Genomic DNA, 18399 nt, shown 5'->3' with positions numbered 1-18399 from the left:
GAAGCGCGGCTCAAGCAGGTTCCAGGTGTTTCACGTCCAGCAGCTGGTGCACATGCGCACCGAGGGCCGCCGCCTGGGCCAGGTCGATCTCCCGGAACTGCACCGTATCGCGGCCCGGGCGAAGCTGGCCCACCTTCCAGAACGACGCCGACGCCACCGTCGCGATCACGGCGAAACCGCCGGACGTGTTGCTGTCCGGGCCGAGGATCGTGAGCACGTCGCCATACGCCAGGATTCCGCCGAGCGGGTAGCTGGAATCCAGGAGGTTCGACGGGTGCCCGCCCGCGACGTCGCCGGACGGGCGGGCCCAGCGGAAGCGGTGCGGGTTGAACCGGATGCCCACGCGGTCCGAGCTCAGGTCGCACCGCCACGACGCGGCGAGGAAGTCCGCGAAGTCTTCCGTGGTCAGGAAATCCGGGTCGGCGTGCGGGCCGCGCAGCACCTCGATCTCCCACGAGACCGGGTACGCCGGGCGCAGTGACACCGGCAGGCGGCGCGGGCGCGGCGGCGGGCCCGAAACCGGCAGCGTGTCGAGGACATCGGCGCGTTCCAGGGCGCGGCCGTCGAGTCCGCCGATGCCCGCGAGCAGGAACGTCGACCGCGAACCGAACACCTCCGGGACCGCGATTCCGCCGGCCAGCGCGAGGTACAGCCGGTGCCCGGGACCGCGCAGGACCTCGCACGCCAGCACGTCGCCGGTCTCCACCGGCACCGATTCCCATTGCGGGATCGGGTCGCCGTTGAGCGTCACCGTCGTGTCCGGGCCGGTGACGGCGATCCGGCCCGGCGCGAGCACCCCGGCCTGGAACCGGCCGAGCGGGATTTCCAGCGCCGCCGCGCCGGGGCGGTTGCCCACCAGCAGGTTCGCCAGCCGGAAGGCGAGCGGGTCGACCGGGCCGGACGGGAAGAAGCCCAGTGACTGCCTGCCGCGCCGTCCCGGATGGTCCTGCACGGTCGTCTGCAGGCCGGGTTCGAGGATTTCGAGCGTCGGGACCGGCCTGCTCATGGGATCTTCACCAGCTCCTGCGCGGCGGCCCGGTCCGCGCGCCGCTTGGCCGCCTCGGCCGCGACCGCCGGATCGGCCAGTACCCGCAGGTGGTCGGCGACCGCGTAGCGGCCCGGTTCGATGTCGTAGTCGTAGCGGCCTTCGAAGACCTGCCTGCGCAGTTCGATCAGCTCCGCCTCCTCGACGCGGTGGAAGGTGATCCGGTCGCCCGGGTGGATGAGGATCGGGTCGGCGCGGTGTGCCCGCGGACGGCGGATCAGGTCGCAGATCGGCAGCGTACGGCCGAAAAGCTGGTACGAGCCGGGCGATTCGATCGGGTGGATCACGACGCACGGCCCGCCGAACGCGACCGCGCCCTCGGGCGTCCACGCGCGGGCCGGATTGTACTTCGGCGCGACCAGCTCCGACCGCGGGTCGAGCGGCAGCAGCGACGGGAGCCCGGGGTAGAAGCCGGTGAACGCGTTCCACCACTCGGATTCGAGGATCCGCGCGTACAGCGCCTCGCGGTTCGGGAGGCCGTTGGAGCGGACGAGATAGTCGACGTTCGTGCCGTCGACGACGTTCGGCGCGTCCGGGCGCGTGGTGATCTGGTAGCGCTCCACGGCTTCCCGGGACGTCGAATCGTCGAACGCGATCGGCAGTTTCAACCGGCGGCTCGGCAGCACGAGCGAACCCGGCTCGGGGATTTCGCGGTGCAGCCGGTCCATCGCGGCGATCACCGCGTCGTGGCCGATCACCTCCGGGTCGTAATGCACGAGCAGCGACCGCAACCCGGGCGCGACCTCCTGGATACCGCGCACCGGATGCGCCTCCAGATGCCGGGCCGACGCGTGCGCGAAGAAGTTGAGCCCGAGGTCGACCGGAAGTGGCGGCCCGTACTCGACGAGCAGCGCGCGATCGCCCGCGGTCCGGTACGTGACGTCCGGCCGCGCCGGGGCTGCGGGCATCGGGACCTCCGGTTTTCGTTGTGCCGTGCGGTGTTCTACCCACCGGGGCCGGGGTTTGTCCAGCCGCGTGGTTCGTCCGGGTGGTGCTTCCGGGCGGCAGGCACGCGGCCGCCCGGTTAGACTTCGCCGGCTCCGCACTCCGGGAGGCAGGATGCCGCTCACCGTCCAGATGCTGCTCGAACGCAGCGAACTCGGGCTCGAACTCGCCGTGGGACCGGCCCGCGCGCTCGACCGTGCCGTCACCTGGGCACTGATCAGCGAACTGCCGGATCCGTCGCCGTACCTCGAGGGCGGGGAACTCGTGCTGACCACCGGGTCGCGGCTTGCGCTGGGGCAGGCGGCGAGCCGGGAGTACCTCGACCGGCTCGTGGCGGGTGGGGCGGTCGCGCTCGGGTTCGGGGCGAGCTCGTTCTACCAGAAGGTGCCGCAGACGCTGGTCGACGCGGCTGCCGACGCCGGGCTGCCGGTGCTCGCGGTACCCGCGGGGACCGGGTTTGCCGCGATGAGCCGGTTGGTCGCCGAGCATCTGTCGGACGAACGGCAGCGGGAGCTGAACTTCGCCGTCTCCGCGCAACGGGATCTGACGCGGGCGTCGCTTTCGCCCTATTCGTCGCGGGCGATCGCTGTTCGGCTGGCGAAAGCCATCCGGGGCTGGACGTTGCTGCTCGACGCCCAAGGCGGGTTCCGGGCGGGGGTACCGGCGGCGCGGATGCATGTTGCGCGGGTGCGGATCGAGCTGCCGAGACTGCGTGACCGGGCGAATTCGGCGAGCTTGAGCATGTCGATCGCGGGGGAGTCGGTGGTGGTGCTGCCGCTGGCGGTGCGCGGGCGGGTGCAGGGGTTCCTGGTGGTCGGGCGGTCGACGCCGTTGACCACGGCGGAGCAGGCGATCGTCACCACCGCGGTGTCGTTGCTGTGCGCGGAACTCCATAGTGCGCGCGGGGTGCTGGACAGCGAACGGCAGCATCGGCTGGCGGTGTTCAAGGCGGCGGTGGCCGGGGAAGTCGAGCTGGCCACGTCGATCGGGCAGGCGCTGGACACCGACTTTCCGGAGGGGGACCTGCGGGTCGCGATTCTGGGGGTGCCGTCGGGGCACGAGCGGGAGCTGCTCGAGCACGCCGAGGGGGACCATGGGCTGCGGAGCCTGCGCGCACTGGTGGCGGAGTGGGAGCGGGGGCGGGTGGTGGTGCTGATGCCGCCTGCGGAGGGTGATACCCGCACGTTGGAGGCGCTTTTGCGGCGGATCCCGCTGGCTCGGGGGGCAGTCAGTGATCCGACGCCGCCGGGGGAGCTCGGCGCGGCTTGGGACCAGGTTCGGGCGGTGTTCACGAGTTCGCCGGGGGATGCCGGGGTGCTGACTTGTGCTGGGGATGTGGCTACCAGTGGGTTGATGCGGTTTCTCGACAGTGACGAGGTGCGGGGGTGGGCTGCGGCGTTGCTGGCGCCGTTGTCGGAGCCCGGGGGGAAGATCGATTTGCGGCATACGTTGCGGACGTTTCTGGCGCACAACGGGCAGTCGGATGCTTCGGCTACGGCGTTGGGGATTCATCGGCATACGTTGCGGTATCGGATGGGGAAGGTGGCGGAGGCGCTGGGTGGTGAGGTGGATGATCCGGCTAGTGTCACGACGGTCTGAACGGCTTTTCAAGGCGGGAAAGATGCCTTTACAAGCCGTTCAGACCGTGTGGGGGCTTCGGATCGGGGTGCAGGGCGGGGGCTGGGTGCCCGGGTCCGGGTGGGTGCCTCGGCTGCGGTTGGGAGGGTGGGTGAGGTGGTGGGAAGTCCGTGAAGGGAACCATGAGGGAATCGAGAGGGCTGTGAAGGGAACCATGAGGGAATCGAGAGGGCTGTGAAGGGAACCATGAGGGAATCGAGAGGGCTGTGAAGGGAACCTTCACGGAATGGTGAGGGCTGTGAAGGGAACCATGAGGGAATCTGATTCCGTGAAGGTTCCCTTCACGGACGTGGGCGGTGGGGGCGTGGGCGGCTGAGCTGCGGGGATGTGCGGGTTTGCTCCGGTTTGGCACCTGGGGCGTGGTTGTTGTCCAAGGTGCGCATTACCTGGGGGTGGGGGGGCTCGCGCAGTCTTTGGGACACCTTAAGCCGCGCGGGGGTGAAAGCCGGGGCGGTGTTCAACGGTGAACCGGGAGGCGCCCTGTGGGTACGTCGCTGCATCCGCCGCAGTTGGTTACTGGGTCGCGGACTCTTTACCTCGTGTGGGTGCCGGAGGATCCTGATGCGGTCGCTGCGCTTGTTCCGGACGGGCTTACTCCGGCGGCCGATCGTTCGTGCTATATCAACCAGTATGTGGTCGAAGGGCCGCGGCAGACGTCGGCCAGTGAGGGTGACGAGGCGTTCGGCGCTTACTCGCTGACTTACCTCGGGGTGAATCTCGCCGGGCTCGATACCGAGGCCGGCGTGCCGGGGCGGTGGTGGACTGATTATCACAACAGTTCCGAGCCCATGATCCGGTACGCCCGGGCGCATGGGGTTCCGGCTGGTGATCCTGGGGTTACGACGCTTGACCTCGATGGGGGTCGGCTGGTGGCTACCACTTCCGTCGGGGGGCGGCCGATCATTCGGACTACTGCTCGGCTCACCATTGGCACCCCGCAGCGCGTGACTGGGCAGCTCCGTTACCTTACTCGGCGCGATGGGGAATTCGTCAGTGGACGGTATGCCTACGTTGCCGATATTGCCGAGGAATTCGCCGTCGAATCCTTCGAATTCCTCGACAAGGAGCATCCCACCTACCGGTTGCGTCCTGCCCAGCCCCTGCAGGTGACGTTCGGGTTTTACGCCCCCGCCATGTCCTTCGTCTATCCCGGCGGCGAAGGGCCGCTGGGTTCCGAACACGGCAGCTAACCAAAAAGGAGCTTCCCAAATGGCTCTGCTCGACCGCGCACAGTGGTACGACATCGCCCGCGATACGCAATGGACCCCGCGCTACGTTACTGAAGCGCAGTTGTTTCCGCCCGAGCTGGCTGGCGGCGAGGGGCTGCCTGATGAGGTCTGGGCGACCTACGACGAACCCTACAAGGTCAGCTATCGGGAATACGTCGACATTCAGCGGCAGAAGGACGCCGGGGCGTATTCCGTGAAGGCGGCGCTCGAACGGGCCGATCTTTACCACAAGGCCGACCCCGGGTGGATTTCCATTCTCAAAGAGCATTACGCGGCGGTCGCGCTCGTCGAATACGGGGCGTCGTTCCAGGAGTCGCGGTTCGTGCGCTGGTCGAAGGCGCCCGGGATGCGCAACATGGCTACCTTCGGGATGCTCGACGAGATCCGGCACGGTCAGATCCAGCTGTACTTCCCGCACGAGTACGTCAGCAAGGACCGCCAGTTCGAGTGGTCGCACGCGGCGATGTTCACCGACAACTGGGTCACGCTCGGGGCCCGGCATTTCTTCGACGACGTGATGATGACCCGGGACGCGGTCTCGACCTCGATCTTCGCGAACTTCTCCTTCGAGACCGGGTTCACCAACCTGCAGTTCATCGGGCTTTCCGGCGACGCCGCGAAAGCCGGGGACTTCACGTTCTCCAAGCTGATCCAGAGCATCCAGTCCGACGAGGCCCGGCATGCGCAGCTCGGTACGCCGCTGCTGCAGATGCTGATCGAAAACGGCCAGAAGGACGTGGCGCAGAAGAAGATCGACATCGCGTTCTGGCGTTCGTACCGGCTCTTCACGATTCTTTCCGGCATTCCGATGGACTACTACGTTCCGCTCGACGTGCGCGAGGCGTCGTTCAAGGAGTTCATGGAGGAATGGATCGTCACGCAGTTCATGCGCTCGCTCGAAGACCTGGGTCTTTCGAAGCCGTGGTACTGGGACATCTTCCTGCGCGACATTTCCGAGCACCACCACGGCCAGCAACTCGGCACGTACTCGTGGCGGCCGACCCTGTGGTGGAACCCGGCGGCCGGGGTGAGCCCGGAGGAGCGGGACTGGCTGGAGGAGAAGTATCCCGGCTGGAACGGCACGTTCGGCAAGGTGTGGGACGTCCTGATCGACAACTTCGCCAACGACCGGCCGGAAAAGACCGTGCCGGGCACGCTGCCGATCATCTGCAACGTGTCGCAGCTGCCGATCGTCGGCACGCCTTCGCAGAGCCTGCGCGACATTTCCCTGGTCCACGAAGGACGGCGGTACCACTTCGCGTCCGAAGTGGACAAGTGGATCTTCGAGGACGACCCGGAGCGCTACCGGCACCACAAGAACCTGGTCGACCGGTTCCTCGGCGGCGAGATCCAGCCTGCCGACCTCGGCGGCGTCCTGGAGTACATGGGCCTCGGCTCGGTCGGTCCCGGCGGGGACGACGCGCACGGCTTCGCCTGGGTCGACACCTACCGCAAGCAACTCGCCACCACAGCCGGCTGAGGAAGGGGAAACCGATGGCCACCATTCCGCTCGCCGTGAATTTCGACGGCGACTTCGTGCTCAAGCTGCTCCCCGCGGACAGCGAGCACACGATGGACGAACTCGCCGCCGCGGCGGCAGGCAACTCGGTCGGCGTCCACGTGCCCGACCAGCCCGGACGGACGCTGCGCGTGCGCCGCCAGGGTGACGCGCAGCCGTTCGAGCGCACCAGCACCGTCGCGGCGGCCGGTCTCGGGCCGACCGAATGCGTCGAAGTCTACTTCGAGTGAGGGAGGACCGGATGAGCACCGAATCCGGCGCTGAACCGATTGCCGACCCGGTCGGCCCGATCCTGCAGACCGGCGAGGTGGCCCGCGCGGTCGCCGACGCGGCCGTGACCGACAACGCCGGATGCCGGGTCGACGTCCGCAACCGTGGTTCGTACGTGCGGGTCGAGGTCGAGGGCGGCGAATGCGTGCTGCGGCGCGCCACCATCGCCGAGGAGCTCGGCCGCCCGTTCAAGATGTCCGAGCTGGAGCTGATCATGCCCTCGTTCGTGGGGCGGATCGAGACCGGCAGCGACGTCATCCGCTTCTACCTGGGCACCGCCGCCCGCAAGGAGGCCCTGTCGTGAGCACCCCGCTCAAGCCGCTCAAGACCTGGGGGCACCTCGCCGCCCGCCGGCGCAAGCCGAGCGAGTACGAGATCGTGTCCACCAACCTGCTGTGGCACACCCGCGATCCCGAGCAGCCGTGGGACGTCGGGCACACCGGGTTCATGGCGGATTTCTACCGCCGCCACCGTAACCAGAGCCCGATCACGCATCCGGACTGGAACACCTTCCGCGACCCGGACGAGCTCGTGTACCGCACCTACAACATCCTCCAGGACGGCCAGGAGTCCTATGTGGAGGGTCTGCTCGACCAGCACGAAGCGGAGGGTCACGACCGCGGCCTGTCCCCGGAGTGGGTCGCGCTGCTGGCCCAGCTGTACACGCCGAGCCGGTACCTGCTGCACACCGTCCAGATGGCCAGCGCGTACCTGGTGCACATGGCCCCGGCCAGCACGATCGCGAACTGCGCGGCCTTCCAGACCGCGGATTCGCTGCGCTGGCTGTCCAATGTGGCCTATCGCACCGCCGGGCTGCGGCTGGCGCATCCGACGGCCGGGTTCGGCGAGCGCGAACGCGAGCTGTGGGAGGAACTGCCTGCGTGGCAAGGCTTCCGTGAGCTGATGGAACGCCAGCTGACCACCTTCGACTGGGCAGAAGCGTTCGTCGCGCTCAACGTCGTGGCCAAGCCCGCGGTGGACGAGGTCGTGCTGCGCCAGCTCGGGGTCAGCGCTCGGCGGCACGGTGACGTCCTCCATGCGCTGCTGGCCGAATCGGCATTGCGCGACAGCGAACGTTCGCGCCGCTGGACAGAAGCCTTGGTACAGCAGATGTCCGAAGTGGACTCGAATGTGCCGCAGCTGCGCGAGTGGGTGGCGAAATGGCAGCCGCTCGCCGTCGCCGCCATCGAGGCGTACGGCGCGGAGGTCGCGGAAAACGCCGAGGCGGCGGACAACGCGATTGCTGCGGTACGGGCTTTCCAGCGGCAGCTCGGCATCGGAGGCTGAACGGGCCATGACGATCGGACACCAAGTCCTCCTGCGGGGGACCGGCGTTCGCTTTCCCTGCGCGGAGGGCGACACGCTGCTGCGTGCCGCCCTCCGCGCTGGGGTCGGCCTGAGCTACGAGTGCAACAGCGGGGCGTGCGGGAGCTGCCGGTACGAGCTGCTCGAAGGCGAGGTCCGCACGCGCTGGACGGAGGCACCCGGGCTCAGCGCGCGCGATCGCCGCAAGGGCCGCCGGCTGGCGTGTCAGAGCGAACCGGTGACCGACTGCGTGGTCGACCTGAGCGCGGTGCCGGAACCGGCGCCGCACCGGCCGATCCGGCAGGCCGCGCAGCTGCGCGAGGTCCGCCACCTCACCCACGACATGGCCGAATTCGTGTTCACCGCGGAGAAACACGCCGCGTTCAGTGCCGGGCAGTACGCGATGCTCGCGCTGCCCGGCGGCGTCGAACGCGCGTACTCGATGAGCAACCTCGGGAACTGCTCGCGGGAGTGGAAGTTCGTGGTCAAGCGGTCTCCGGACGGGCAGGCGACATCGATCCTCTTCGACAGCATGGACCTCGGCGCCGCGATCGAGCTGGACGGCCCGTACGGTCAGGCGTACTTCCGCGCCGGAGACGACCGGGATATCGTCTGCGTGGCAGGCGGTTCCGGGCTCGGCGCGATGGTGAGCGTCGTCCTCGGCGCCGCGGCGCAGGCCGACGCGAGCGAGCGCACGGTACACCTGTTCTGCGGCGGCCGTGCCCCGCGCGACCTGCACATCCCCGAAGCCATGGCGATGGCCGAACGCCGGTTGCGCGCCCTGCACGTGCACACCGCGGTTTCCGAACCAGGCGCGGCGGATTCCGGTTCGCACCAAGGGTTCGTGCACGAGGCCGTCGTCGCCGAGCTCGGCGATGAAGTCCCCGAATTCACCTACTACGCCGCCGGACCGCCCGCGATGACCGACGCCCTCGCCCGCGCGCTGGTCCTCGACGGCGGGCTGGCCGCCGACCGGCTCCACTTCGACCGGTTCAGCTGAGAAAGGAGCACCGCATGGGTTTCGTGCGGGTGTGCAGCCTCGACGACGTGTGGGAAGGCGACATGGAGTCGTTCGAGGTGGGGGACAAGGAAGTGCTGATCGCCCACCTCGACGGCGGCGAGGTCGTCGCCACCCAGGCGATCTGCCCGCACCAGCAGGTCGAACTGGTCGACGGAGAGCTCGACAGGAAGACCCTGATGTGCAAGAGCCACCTGTGGACGTTCGACCTCGGCACCTGCCGCGGTATCAACCCCGGTCACGCGCAGCTGGCCCGCTACCCGGTGCGGCTCGAAGGTGACGACGTCTACATCGACCCCGACGGGGACACCCCCAAGATCGCGCACTCCTGAACGAAGAGACGAGGAACAGCACTCATGGTTGCCATCAACTGCGACATGGGCGAGGCCTACAGCATCTACCGCTGCGGCGACGACGAGGGCATCATGCCCTACATCACGGTCGCGAACGTGGCCTGCGGCTACCACGCCGCGGACCCGGTCGTGATGCGGCGGACGGTCGCGCTTGCGCACGAGCATTCGGTCAAGGTGGGCGCCCACCCGTCGTTCCCGGACCGGGACGGATTCGGCAGGCGGGAGCTGAAGATGGAGCCCGAAGAGCTGACCGCGGCCGTGGTGTACCAGGTCGGCGCGCTGACCGGGTTCCTCGCCGAGCACGGCATGCCGCTGAACCACGTCAAGCCGCACGGCGCGCTGTACGGGCTGGCCTCGCGCGACGAGACGGTGGCGCGCGCAGTCGCCGAGGCTGCGGACGTGTTCGGCGTGCCGTTGATGGGGATGGCCAATACAGTGCACGAAAAAGTGTGGGGCAAGCGCAGCGAAGGCTTCATCGCCGAGTACTACACCGACCTGGACTACCGCGCCGACGGTTCGCTCATCATCACCCGCGAGCACGTCGCGTACGACCCGGCGATCGCGGCCGAGCGGTCGGTGCGGGCGGTGACCGAAGGGCTCGCCACGTCGGTCGACGGCCAGGACATCCCGATGCGCGCGGACTGCGTGTGCGTGCATTCGGACACGCCCGGCGCGGTGGATCTCGCGAAGAGCGTGCACGACGCGCTGAAGCCGTACCTGAGCTGACCGGTCCCGACCCGACGAGTGCGAGGTGACGCTGATGTCCCGTCTCGAGGTGCTTTCGCCGATTCCCGGCGTGTTCTACCGCAAGCCCGACCCTGACAGCCCGGATTTCGTCAAGCCCGGCCAGCAGGTCGCCGCCGACGACACGGTTGGCCTGGTCGAGGTCATGAAATCGTTCTACCCGGTGCCGGCCGGTTCAGCGGGGACCGTGGTGGAGTTCGCCGCGGACGCCGAGGCCGTCGTCGATGCCGGGCAGCCACTGGTGGTACTCGAGGTGGACGCATGAAACGGCTGCTGATCGCCAACCGCGGCGAGATCGCGGTCCGGATCATCCGCGCGGCCAACGATCTCGGGATCGAGACCGTCGCGGTGGCGAGCGAGGCCGACCGCACTGCCGCGCATGCGCTGCTGGCCGACCAGGTCGTGCCGATCGGCCCGGCTCCGGCGACGAAGAGCTACCTGGTGGCGGACGCAATTCTGGCGGCGGCCAAGGAGTCCGGCGCGGACGCGGTCCACCCCGGCTACGGGTTCCTGTCCGAGCGCGCGTCGTTTGCGGCGGCGGTGGCCGATGCCGGGTTGACCTTCGTGGGTCCCGAGGCCGAGGTCATCGAGCAGATGGGGGACAAGGTCCGCGCGCGGCAGGTCGCGCAGGCGGCCGGGGTGCCGACGGTACCCGGGACGCCCGGCGGTGTGTCGGACGTGGCCGAAGCGGTGGCCGCGGCAGGCGAGATCGGGTACCCGATCATGCTCAAGGCTGCGGCGGGCGGCGGTGGTCGAGGCATTCGCGTGGTGGCCGACGAAGGCGAGCTGAAGGTCGCGTTCCCGCAGGCGTCCGGCGAGGCCGCGAGTGCGTTCGGGGACGGGCGGATGTATCTGGAGCGGTTCGTCCGGGCCGCGCGGCACGTCGAGGTGCAGGTGCTCGGCGACGGTGCCGAGACGGTGCACGTCTTCGAGCGCGAGTGTTCGTTGCAGCGGCGGCGGCAGAAGGTGGTCGAGGAGGCGCCGTCGCCGGGGATCGACGAGCGCATCCGGGCCGAGATGACGTCCGCGGCCGTGCGGCTGTGCAAGGAGGTCGGCTACCGCAGTGCGGGGACCTGCGAGTTCCTCGTCGACGACGACACCGGTGAGTACTTCTTCATCGAGATGAACACCCGGATCCAGGTCGAGCATCCGGTCACCGAGCTGATCACCGGGATCGACCTGGTGGCCGAGCAGCTGCGGATCGCGGCCGGGGAACCGCTGCGGTTCCGGCAGCCGGACGTGACCAAGCGCGGGCACGCCGTCGAATTCCGGGTGTGTGCCGAGGATCCGGAGCGGAATTTCCTGCCCGGGCCGGGCAAGATCGGTGACGTCCGGCTGCCGGGCGGGCCGTGGGTGCGCACCGACACCTGGCTCGCGCCGGGCAGCCAGGTCCCGCCGTTCTACGACTCGCTGGTGGCCAAGGTCATCGTGTGGGGCGACGACCGGGAGACCGCGTTGCGGCGCGCGCGGCGGGCGTTGTCCGAGCTGGTCGTCGAAGGGGTTCCGACCACCACGACGTTGCTGGTGGAGCTGCTGGGGCAGCCGTGGTTCGCCGAGGGCGCTTTCACCACCGGGACCCTCGAAGAATGGCTGGTCGAGCGGGCGGAGGCGCGCGCATGACGGCCGTGACCCCTGCCCGGTACAGCTGGGGCGGAGACGAGCACATCTTCGTCGAGCTGGCCGAGGAAATGAGCCTGCCGGCCAACTTCCGCGCGATGGCGATCACCACGTCACTGCGCGAGAACCGGCCGGACGGCGTGGTGGAGATCTGCCCGGCGAACGCGTCGTACCAGGTCCGCTACAACCCGGACGTCATCGAGCCGCGCGAGTTGCTGGCGCAGCTGCAGGACATCGAGGCGAAGGTCGGTGACGCCGCGGACTTCCGGCTCGCCACGCGCGTGGTCGAGATCCCGGTGCTGTACCAGGACCCGTGGACCACCGAGACGCTGCTGCGCTTCCGCGACCGGCACCAGGACCCGGACGCGACCGACATCGAGTACGCGGCCCGGATCAACGGCTACGCCGGACCGGACGAATTCATTGCGGCACACAGTGGTTCGCCGTGGTTCGTCTCGATGGTGGGGTTCGTCGCCGGGCTGCCGTTCATGTACCAGATGGTGCCGCGGGAACGGCAGATCGTGGTGCCCAAATACCTGCGGCCGCGCACCGACACGCCCAAGCAGACCGTGGGCTATGGCGGGTGTTTCAGCTGCATTTACTCGGTCCGCGGGGCCGGTGGGTACCAGATGTTCGGCATCACGCCAGCGCCGATCTACGACCCGGCGCAGGAACTGCCCGACTTCGCGGACTTCATGGTGTTCTTCCGGCCCGGCGACATCGTGCGGTTCGCGCCGATCGACCGGGACCGCTACGACGACCACGTCAGGCAGGTCGAGGCCGGGACGTTCCGGATCCGCTCGCGCCCGGTCGATTTCGGGCTGCGGGAGTACGTCGAAGACCCGGACGGTTTCACCGCCGGACTGAAGGAGGTGCTCCGTGCCGATTGAGGTCCGCCAGCCCGGGCTGGCCACGACGATCCAGGACGCGGGCCGTAACGGCTACTACGACGTCGGCATCCCGCCTTCGGGGGCGCTCGACCAGTTCTCGTACTCGGTCGCGAACCGGTTGGTGGGCAACGATTCCGGCGCGGCCGTGCTCGAATGCGTCTACCTGGGACCGGAGCTGCATTTCACCGAGGACGCGGTCGTTGCGATCACCGGGGCCGAGCTGCCGCCGAAGGTGAACGGCGAGGATCGGCCGTTGTGGGAGGCGTTCGCGGTCTCTGCTGGTGACGTGCTTAGGTTCGGCTTCTGCAAACGCGGCGCCCGTGCGTACGTCGCGGTGAGTGGCGGGATTGATGTGCCGCTGGTGCTGGGTAGCCGGTCGACGTACGGGCTCGGCAAGCTGGGTGGGATCAGCGGGGCGCCGCTCGTTGCCGGGGATGTGATTCCGGTGGGTGCAGGCAACGGTGTCCCCGGCCGGGTCTTGCCCGAGGAGCTGCGACCGGCGTTGTCGAAGGACATCGAAGTGCGTGTCGTGATGGGTCTTTACGACCACGTGCTCACCGACGCGGGCCGCGCGACGTTCCTCGACACCACCTGGACGCTCACGCCGGTGGCCGACCGCGTCGGATTCCGGTACCAGGGCGGGGAACTGGAGACCAAGCCGCGTACGCCGCCGTTCGGGGCTGGGCAGGACCCGTCGAACATCGTGGACGCGCCTTACCCGATCGGGTCGATCCAGGTACCCGGCGGCGTCGAGCCGATCATCCTGCACCGCGACGCCGTGTCCGGTGGCGGGTACATGATGGTCGGCACCGTGTTGAGCGGCGACCTGGACCTGGTTGCGCAGTCGGCGCCGAATACCCGGACCCGGTTCGTGGCCGTCGACCTTGATGAGGCATTGGCCATTCGCCGAGATTACCGCGCTCGCACGCAGCGGGCCGCTTCGCTGTGACTCGAAAGGATTTCCCATGCCCCACGTGCGAATCGACTGGTTCCCCGGCCGCACCACCGAGCAGAAGCGTGAGCTGGCCGAGGTGCTGACCCGCGAGATCTGCCGGATCGGCAAGTGCGCCCCGGAGTCGGTCGGCATCGTGTTCGCCGACGTCGACACCGCGGACTGGGCGCGCGCCGGGCGACTGTTCGCCGACAGCTGATGGCGGACCTTCTGGCGACCGTCCGCGAGCAGGTGCTCGAACGCGGTGAAGGCCTTGCCCAGCACCAGGTCCGGGAGGTCCTCGACCTGCCGGACGCGGAACTGGACGACCTGCTGGTGCTGGCGCACGAGGTCCGGATGCGCTGGTGCGGGCCGGAGGTCGAGGTCGAGGGCATCGTCTCGCTCAAGACCGGCGGCTGCCCCGAGGACTGTCACTTCTGCTCGCAGTCCGGGCAGTTCCCGTCGCCGGTCCGCGCGGCGTGGCTCGACGTGCCGATGCTGGTCGAGGCCGCGAAGGAGACGGCGAAAACCGGGGCGACGGAGTTCTGCATCGTCGCCGCGGTCCGCGGTCCCGACGAGCGGCTGATGACCCAGGTCGCCGCCGGAATCGAGGCGATCCACGACGCCGTCGACATCAACATCGCGTGCTCGCTCGGCATGCTGACGCCGGACCAGGCGGCGCGGCTGGCCGGATGGGGCGTGCACCGGTACAACCACAACCTGGAGACCGCGCGGTCGTACTTCCCGCAGGTAGTCGGCACGCACACGTGGGAGGAGCGATGGGAAACCCTGCAGCTCGTGCGGGACAACCGCATGGAGGTGTGCTGCGGCGGGATCGTCGGGATGGGTGAGTCGCTGGACCAGCGCGCGGAATTCGCCGCGCAACTGGCCGAACTGGAGCCGGACGAGGTACCGCTCAACTTCCTCAACCCGCGCCCGGGCACGCCGTTCGCCGACCAGCCGCTGATGGAGGGCACGGACGCGCTGCGCACGGTGGCCGCGTACCGGCTGGCGATGCCACGCACGGTACTGCGGTTCGCCGGCGGGCGGGAGCTGACGCTGGGCGATCTGGGTGCCCGGCAAGGGTTGCTGGGCGGGATCAACGCGGTGATCGTCGGGAACTACCTGACGACGCTGGGCCGCCCGGCCGCGGCGGACATCGATTTGCTCGGGGATCTGCGGATGCCGTTGAAGGCGTTGAACAGTTCGCTATGAACCCCCTCGATTGGCTCGATGCCACCGCTGCTCAGCGGCAGGCGGCCGGGTTGCGGCGGTCCTTGACGCCGCGCCCCGCACGCGGCCCGCTGCTGGACCTGGCGGGCAACGACTATCTCGGCCTGTCGCGGGACCCGCGGGTGGTCGAGGCGGGTGTGGCCGCGCTGCGGACGTGGGGAGCGGGCGCGACCGGGTCACGGCTCGTCACCGGCACGACCGAATTGCACGCCGAGCTGGAGGATCGCCTCGCGGAGTTCGCCGGTGCCGAGGCTGCGCTGGTGTTTTCGTCGGGGTACGCGGCCAACCTGGCCGTAGTCACCGCGCTCGCCCCGCGTGGCAGTCTCGTCGTGTCCGACAGTGCCAACCACGCGTCGCTGATCGATGCGTGCCGGTTGTCTCGGGCGCAGGTGGAAGTGGTGCCACACAACGATGTCGAGCGGGTCGGCGAGGTGCTGGCTGCGCGCCGGTCGCCGCATGCGCTCGTGGTCACCGAAAGTGTGGATTCGATTGACGGCGATCACGCGCCGTTACTTGAACTGTCGCGGGTGTGCCGTCGGCACGGGGCCGTGCTGGTGGTCGACGAGGCGCATGCGCTGGGGGTGTGCGGACCGGGTGGCCGGGGCTTGGTCGCAGCCGCCGGACTGGCGGGCGACGAGGTCGTGGTCACCATGACGCTGTCCAAGGCACTCGGCGCGCAGGGCGGCGCCGTGCTCGGACCGCGGCGGGTGATCGAGCACCTCGTCGGCTCCGCGCGCACGATGATCTTCGACACCGGCCTCGCGCCTGCTGCGGTAGGATGTGCGTTGGCAGCATTGGGAATCATCGAAGCGGACCCGACCTTGGGAGGCGCGGCGATCAGGGCAGCGGGAGCGTTCGCGGCACTCCGTGGCCGGGTCGCGTCGTCGGCAATCGTGCCGCTCGTGCTCGGCGATCCCGCACGGGCATTCGCCGCGGCGCAGGAGTGTGCGGCGCGTGGGGTGCAGGTCGGGTGTTTCCGTCCGCCGTCGGTGCCGGAGGGGACGAGCAGGCTCCGTCTCACTGCCCGCGCCGACCTGACCCCGCCGGAAATCGCGACGGCATTGGACGTGCTGCGCGACGTCCTGCACAACCACACCGAGGAGCAGTCATGGCCACCCTTCGTTCACACGTCCTGATCGACGCCTCCGCCGACGAGGTCTGGCAGGTGGTCGGTGACGTCGCCGCGGTCGCGTCGTGGTTCCCGGCGATGGCGTCGTCCGCCGGGGACACGCGGCACCGCACGGTGATCCTGGCCGACGGCTCGAAGCTGGACGAAGCCGTGGTGACGCACGATCCGCAGCGCCGCCGCCTGCAGTACCGCGTGATCGGGGGCGACCTGCCGATCACCGGGCATCTCGGCACCGTGGACGTACTGGAGACCGGTCCGCGGCAGTCGATCGTGGTGTACAGCACGGAAATCGAGCCGGACAGCCTCGCCGGCGCGTTCGATGCGGCGATCGGCGAGGCGGTGGCGGGATTGCCGGATTACGTGCGCGCGATCGTCCGGTAGCTGCTGTCGTGAAAGATGAGCGGTGACACATCCGCCCTGCGCCCATCGTGTACGCGGAGCAGGACGATCAGGTGGTCACCCGCGTCGAGTTCGCGTTCCACCGTGCAGTCGAAATGCGCTGAGGCGCCCTGGATGAACACCCCACCGGCCGGGTGGCTGTGCCAGGCGAGACCGGCGAAACGGTCGCCTTCGCGGGCGGACAGGGCGGCGCAGGCGGGTTCCTGGTCGTGCGCGAGCACCGAAACGCCCAGATGCGGCGCGTACCGCAGCCGCGGCCAGGTACGCGACGTCTTCTGCACGCAGAACGACAGCAGCGGCGGGTCGAGCGACACCGGGACCAGCGAGCTGGCCGCCATCCCGTCGGGCGCGCCGCCGAGTTCGGCGCACACTGCGGCGACTCCGGCGGGCACCCCGGCGTAGAGGGTCCGGTATTCGCGGACGGGGGAGTCGAGTGACATCGCGGGTCCTTTCCGGAAGGGGCCTGTCCGACGGTAGGCCGCGCGTTCCGGCGCGGAAGCGGTAATGGCGGTATGTGCAACGCCGGGCGGCCGGTGTCGCGGATAAGGCAACATCTCTGCGGTCCGGGCCGGATTTCGCGCAGCATCGGGGAATCCGGTCCGGAAGGAGACCCGCACATGTCTGGTACCCGTCCCGCCTTGCGGGTGTTCGTCGACGGCAGCGATTGGCACGAGGTCACCGAGGGGGCCGCGGCGCCGGTGCGCGTGCGGGCCGCGGATCTGCAGCAGGCGCAGGCCCTTCGCGCGTTGTACCGGGCGCAGGCCGCCCGCGAGGGCAAGGACCCCGACGGGATCGCGGTGATCGTCGACCTGCCCGTGTTGCTGGCCTCCGGCAATCGCGAGGCGCTGGCTGCGCTGGCGGCGTCGGGGGAGGAACCGTCGACCCTCAACTACGTGGGCACGGTCGGTGGCCTGCAGGGCCTGCTGGCGGACATGCGAGCGGTGGAAGTGGCCGACGGCGTGACCTTGTCCGCGCTCGCCGGGCACAACGACCTGGACGCGGTGATCGCCGCGCTGACCGGGAAGCAGGCCGTTCCCGCCGGGAGCCCGGCGGGAACGGCCTGGCGTTAGTTGCGGTACCGGAACAGGATCCGGCCGCGGGTGAGGTCGTACGGGCTCAGCTCGACCAGCACCCGGTCGTACGGCACGATCTTGATGTAGTTCTTCCGGATCTTGCCGCTGATGTGCGCGAGGACGTGGTGCCCGTTCGGCAGTTCGACGGTGAACCGCGCGTCCCGCAGGCATTCGACGACGGTTCCCTCGACTTCGATCCCGTTCTTACCGGCCATCGCGCATCAGCTCCACGATGCCGTCGCCCCGCCGGGCGCCGAGGCTCTCGAACAACGCCGTTGCTGCTGCGTTGGCCTCGTTCACTTCGGCGTACGCCGTCTCGATTCCCGCTTCGTGCAGGACCCCGAGCGCGTGGGTCAGCAGCGCACGGGCGATGCCACGGCGTTGCCGGTCCGCGCGGACGGCGACCAGCCCGATCCGGGGCACCCGGGTCACTCGGACCACCCGGATCAGGCCCACGTAGCCGTTCTCGATGGCCACGGTGTATTTCGGCAGGTCAGCGGACTGCCACGGCAGCACCTCGGCAGGCATCTCCGCCCAGCCGACACTGGCTTCGACCTCGGCCCGGATGACGCGGTCCAGCTCGCGCAGCGGACCTTCTTCAGCGGGCCCGATCGTGACTCCCGGTGGCGTCACGGCGCGGGGTGGATCGGTGGGTACGAGGTACTCGCGCTCGCGCCGCCGGACGGTGAGCCCGGCCTGCTGCCACGCGGCCAGCTGTTCGTGATCGGTTTCGTCGACCACCGTGTGCACCGGTTCCGGCAGAGCGGCCAGCATCGCGCGGGCGAGCTGGTCGAAAACCGAGCGGTGCCAGGCGTCGACGCTGAGGAAGATCCGCCCGTCGGGCCGGGTGGTGGCCTCGGCGCGCCCGGCGAGACGGCCGTCGTCGAGCGCGTGCCACCGCCGCGGTTCGACCTGGGTGATCTCCACCGCGGGTTCGCCCGCGGTGAAGCGCAAAGTGTTCATGGGGTTGACCTTTCGGGAGTGCTTACCGCGCTCCCGGCAACCCCTTCGTCAGTCGCCCGACCGTGACGACACGGGGAGCACCCACATCGAAACAGCGT

The 18399-nt window shown here is 69.2% G+C and carries 23 protein-coding genes; 18 read left to right on the top strand and 5 right to left on the bottom strand.

The window, feature by feature from the left end; translation table 11 throughout:
• Positions 1 to 10 precede the first annotated feature (10 nt).
• Together OO71_RS26425 and OO71_RS26420 are read right to left on the bottom strand one after the other, a co-directional pair.
• Positions 11 to 1006, bottom strand: coding sequence for a 5-oxoprolinase subunit C family protein (locus OO71_RS26425; RefSeq protein WP_033292598.1), 996 nt, complete (start codon positions 1004 to 1006; stop codon positions 11 to 13).
• The gene (locus OO71_RS26420; protein ID WP_033292597.1) at positions 1003 to 1953 is read right to left on the bottom strand and encodes a 5-oxoprolinase subunit B family protein; all 951 of its coding nucleotides are present in this window, start codon (positions 1951 to 1953) and stop codon (positions 1003 to 1005) included. The genes OO71_RS26425 and OO71_RS26420 overlap by 4 nt, the downstream gene beginning before the upstream one ends.
• Positions 1954 to 2104: 151 nt before the next feature.
• On the opposite strand from OO71_RS26420, the gene OO71_RS26415 reads away from it, so the two are divergent.
• From OO71_RS26415 to OO71_RS26335, 17 genes are all read left to right on the top strand, one after another.
• Positions 2105 to 3589: a PucR family transcriptional regulator gene (locus OO71_RS26415; RefSeq protein ID WP_033292596.1), complete on the top strand. Its 1485-nt coding sequence runs from the start codon at positions 2105 to 2107 to the stop codon at positions 3587 to 3589.
• Between the two features lie 521 nt (positions 3590 to 4110).
• Positions 4111 to 4818, top strand: coding sequence for an acetoacetate decarboxylase family protein (locus OO71_RS26410; protein WP_051792212.1), 708 nt, complete (start codon positions 4111 to 4113; stop codon positions 4816 to 4818).
• 19 nt (positions 4819 to 4837) lie between these two features.
• Positions 4838 to 6337: a YHS domain-containing protein gene (locus tag OO71_RS26405; protein ID WP_033292595.1), complete on the top strand. Its 1500-nt coding sequence runs from the start codon at positions 4838 to 4840 to the stop codon at positions 6335 to 6337.
• Between the two features lie 14 nt (positions 6338 to 6351).
• Positions 6352 to 6606 carry a toluene-4-monooxygenase system B family protein gene (locus tag OO71_RS26400; RefSeq protein ID WP_033292594.1) on the top strand — a complete coding sequence of 85 codons (255 nt, stop codon included), beginning with the start codon at positions 6352 to 6354 and terminating at the stop codon, positions 6604 to 6606.
• An 11-nt stretch (positions 6607 to 6617) separates the two neighbouring features.
• Positions 6618 to 6950 carry an MmoB/DmpM family protein gene (locus OO71_RS26395; protein ID WP_033292593.1) on the top strand — a complete coding sequence of 111 codons (333 nt, stop codon included), beginning with the start codon at positions 6618 to 6620 and terminating at the stop codon, positions 6948 to 6950.
• Positions 6947 to 7933 (top strand): ferritin family protein, encoded by a 987-nt coding sequence (locus OO71_RS26390; RefSeq protein ID WP_033292592.1) that lies wholly within the window; start codon positions 6947 to 6949, stop codon positions 7931 to 7933. Before OO71_RS26395 ends, OO71_RS26390 begins: the two co-directional genes overlap by 4 nt.
• Before the next feature lie 7 nt (positions 7934 to 7940).
• On the top strand, positions 7941 to 8951 hold the full coding sequence (locus OO71_RS26385; RefSeq protein ID WP_033292591.1) for a 2Fe-2S iron-sulfur cluster-binding protein: 1011 nt from the start codon (positions 7941 to 7943) through the stop codon (positions 8949 to 8951).
• Between the two features lie 14 nt (positions 8952 to 8965).
• The gene (locus OO71_RS26380) at positions 8966 to 9301 is read left to right on the top strand and encodes a monooxygenase system ferredoxin subunit (protein ID WP_033292590.1); all 336 of its coding nucleotides are present in this window, start codon (positions 8966 to 8968) and stop codon (positions 9299 to 9301) included.
• Positions 9302 to 9325: 24 nt separating this feature from the next.
• A complete protein-coding gene (gene pxpA / locus OO71_RS26375; protein WP_033292589.1) occupies positions 9326 to 10048 on the top strand; it encodes a 5-oxoprolinase subunit PxpA in 723 nt (240 codons plus the stop codon).
• Positions 10049 to 10082: 34 nt separating this feature from the next.
• A complete protein-coding gene (locus OO71_RS26370) occupies positions 10083 to 10331 on the top strand; it encodes an acetyl-CoA carboxylase (protein WP_033292785.1) in 249 nt (82 codons plus the stop codon).
• Positions 10328 to 11686, top strand: coding sequence for an acetyl-CoA carboxylase biotin carboxylase subunit (locus tag OO71_RS26365; protein ID WP_033292588.1), 1359 nt, complete (start codon positions 10328 to 10330; stop codon positions 11684 to 11686). Before OO71_RS26370 ends, OO71_RS26365 begins: the two co-directional genes overlap by 4 nt.
• Positions 11683 to 12573, top strand: coding sequence for a 5-oxoprolinase subunit B family protein (locus OO71_RS26360; protein ID WP_033292587.1), 891 nt, complete (start codon positions 11683 to 11685; stop codon positions 12571 to 12573). Before OO71_RS26365 ends, OO71_RS26360 begins: the two co-directional genes overlap by 4 nt.
• On the top strand, positions 12563 to 13522 hold the full coding sequence (locus OO71_RS26355) for a 5-oxoprolinase subunit C family protein (RefSeq protein WP_033292586.1): 960 nt from the start codon (positions 12563 to 12565) through the stop codon (positions 13520 to 13522). The genes OO71_RS26360 and OO71_RS26355 overlap by 11 nt, the downstream gene beginning before the upstream one ends.
• Before the next feature lie 16 nt (positions 13523 to 13538).
• Positions 13539 to 13724 (top strand): tautomerase family protein, encoded by a 186-nt coding sequence (locus OO71_RS26350; protein WP_033292585.1) that lies wholly within the window; start codon positions 13539 to 13541, stop codon positions 13722 to 13724.
• A complete protein-coding gene (gene bioB, locus OO71_RS26345) occupies positions 13724 to 14719 on the top strand; it encodes a biotin synthase BioB (protein ID WP_033292584.1) in 996 nt (331 codons plus the stop codon). Before OO71_RS26350 ends, bioB begins: the two co-directional genes overlap by 1 nt.
• A complete protein-coding gene (locus tag OO71_RS26340; protein ID WP_051792210.1) occupies positions 14716 to 15873 on the top strand; it encodes an 8-amino-7-oxononanoate synthase in 1158 nt (385 codons plus the stop codon). Before bioB ends, OO71_RS26340 begins: the two co-directional genes overlap by 4 nt.
• Positions 15846 to 16247 carry an SRPBCC family protein gene (locus OO71_RS26335; RefSeq protein ID WP_033292583.1) on the top strand — a complete coding sequence of 134 codons (402 nt, stop codon included), beginning with the start codon at positions 15846 to 15848 and terminating at the stop codon, positions 16245 to 16247. Before OO71_RS26340 ends, OO71_RS26335 begins: the two co-directional genes overlap by 28 nt.
• On the opposite strand, the gene OO71_RS26330 is transcribed toward OO71_RS26335, so the two are convergent.
• Entirely contained in the window at positions 16223 to 16705 is a 483-nt protein-coding gene (locus OO71_RS26330; RefSeq protein WP_033292582.1) for a flavin reductase family protein, read from the bottom strand. The genes OO71_RS26335 and OO71_RS26330 overlap by 25 nt on opposite strands.
• Positions 16706 to 16882: 177 nt before the next feature.
• Between OO71_RS26330 and OO71_RS26325 the strand changes: the two genes are divergently transcribed.
• Complete coding sequence (locus OO71_RS26325; protein WP_033292581.1) at positions 16883 to 17335, top strand: hypothetical protein; 453 nt, start codon at positions 16883 to 16885, stop codon at positions 17333 to 17335.
• On the opposite strand, the gene infA is transcribed toward OO71_RS26325, so the two are convergent.
• Both infA and OO71_RS26315 read right to left on the bottom strand, forming a co-directional pair.
• A complete protein-coding gene (infA, locus tag OO71_RS26320) occupies positions 17332 to 17553 on the bottom strand; it encodes a translation initiation factor IF-1 (protein WP_033292580.1) in 222 nt (73 codons plus the stop codon). The genes OO71_RS26325 and infA overlap by 4 nt on opposite strands.
• Entirely contained in the window at positions 17543 to 18301 is a 759-nt protein-coding gene (locus OO71_RS26315) for a GNAT family N-acetyltransferase (protein ID WP_033292579.1), read from the bottom strand. The genes infA and OO71_RS26315 overlap by 11 nt, the downstream gene beginning before the upstream one ends.
• Between the last annotated feature and the right edge of the window lie 98 nt (positions 18302 to 18399).

Origin of the sequence: Amycolatopsis jejuensis (assembly GCF_000717335.1) — a bacterium.
Lineage (GTDB): Bacteria > Actinomycetota > Actinomycetes > Mycobacteriales > Pseudonocardiaceae > Amycolatopsis > Amycolatopsis jejuensis.
The sequence above is the reverse complement of the archived record's forward strand: the minus strand, read 5'-3'. Positions and strand labels throughout refer to the sequence as shown.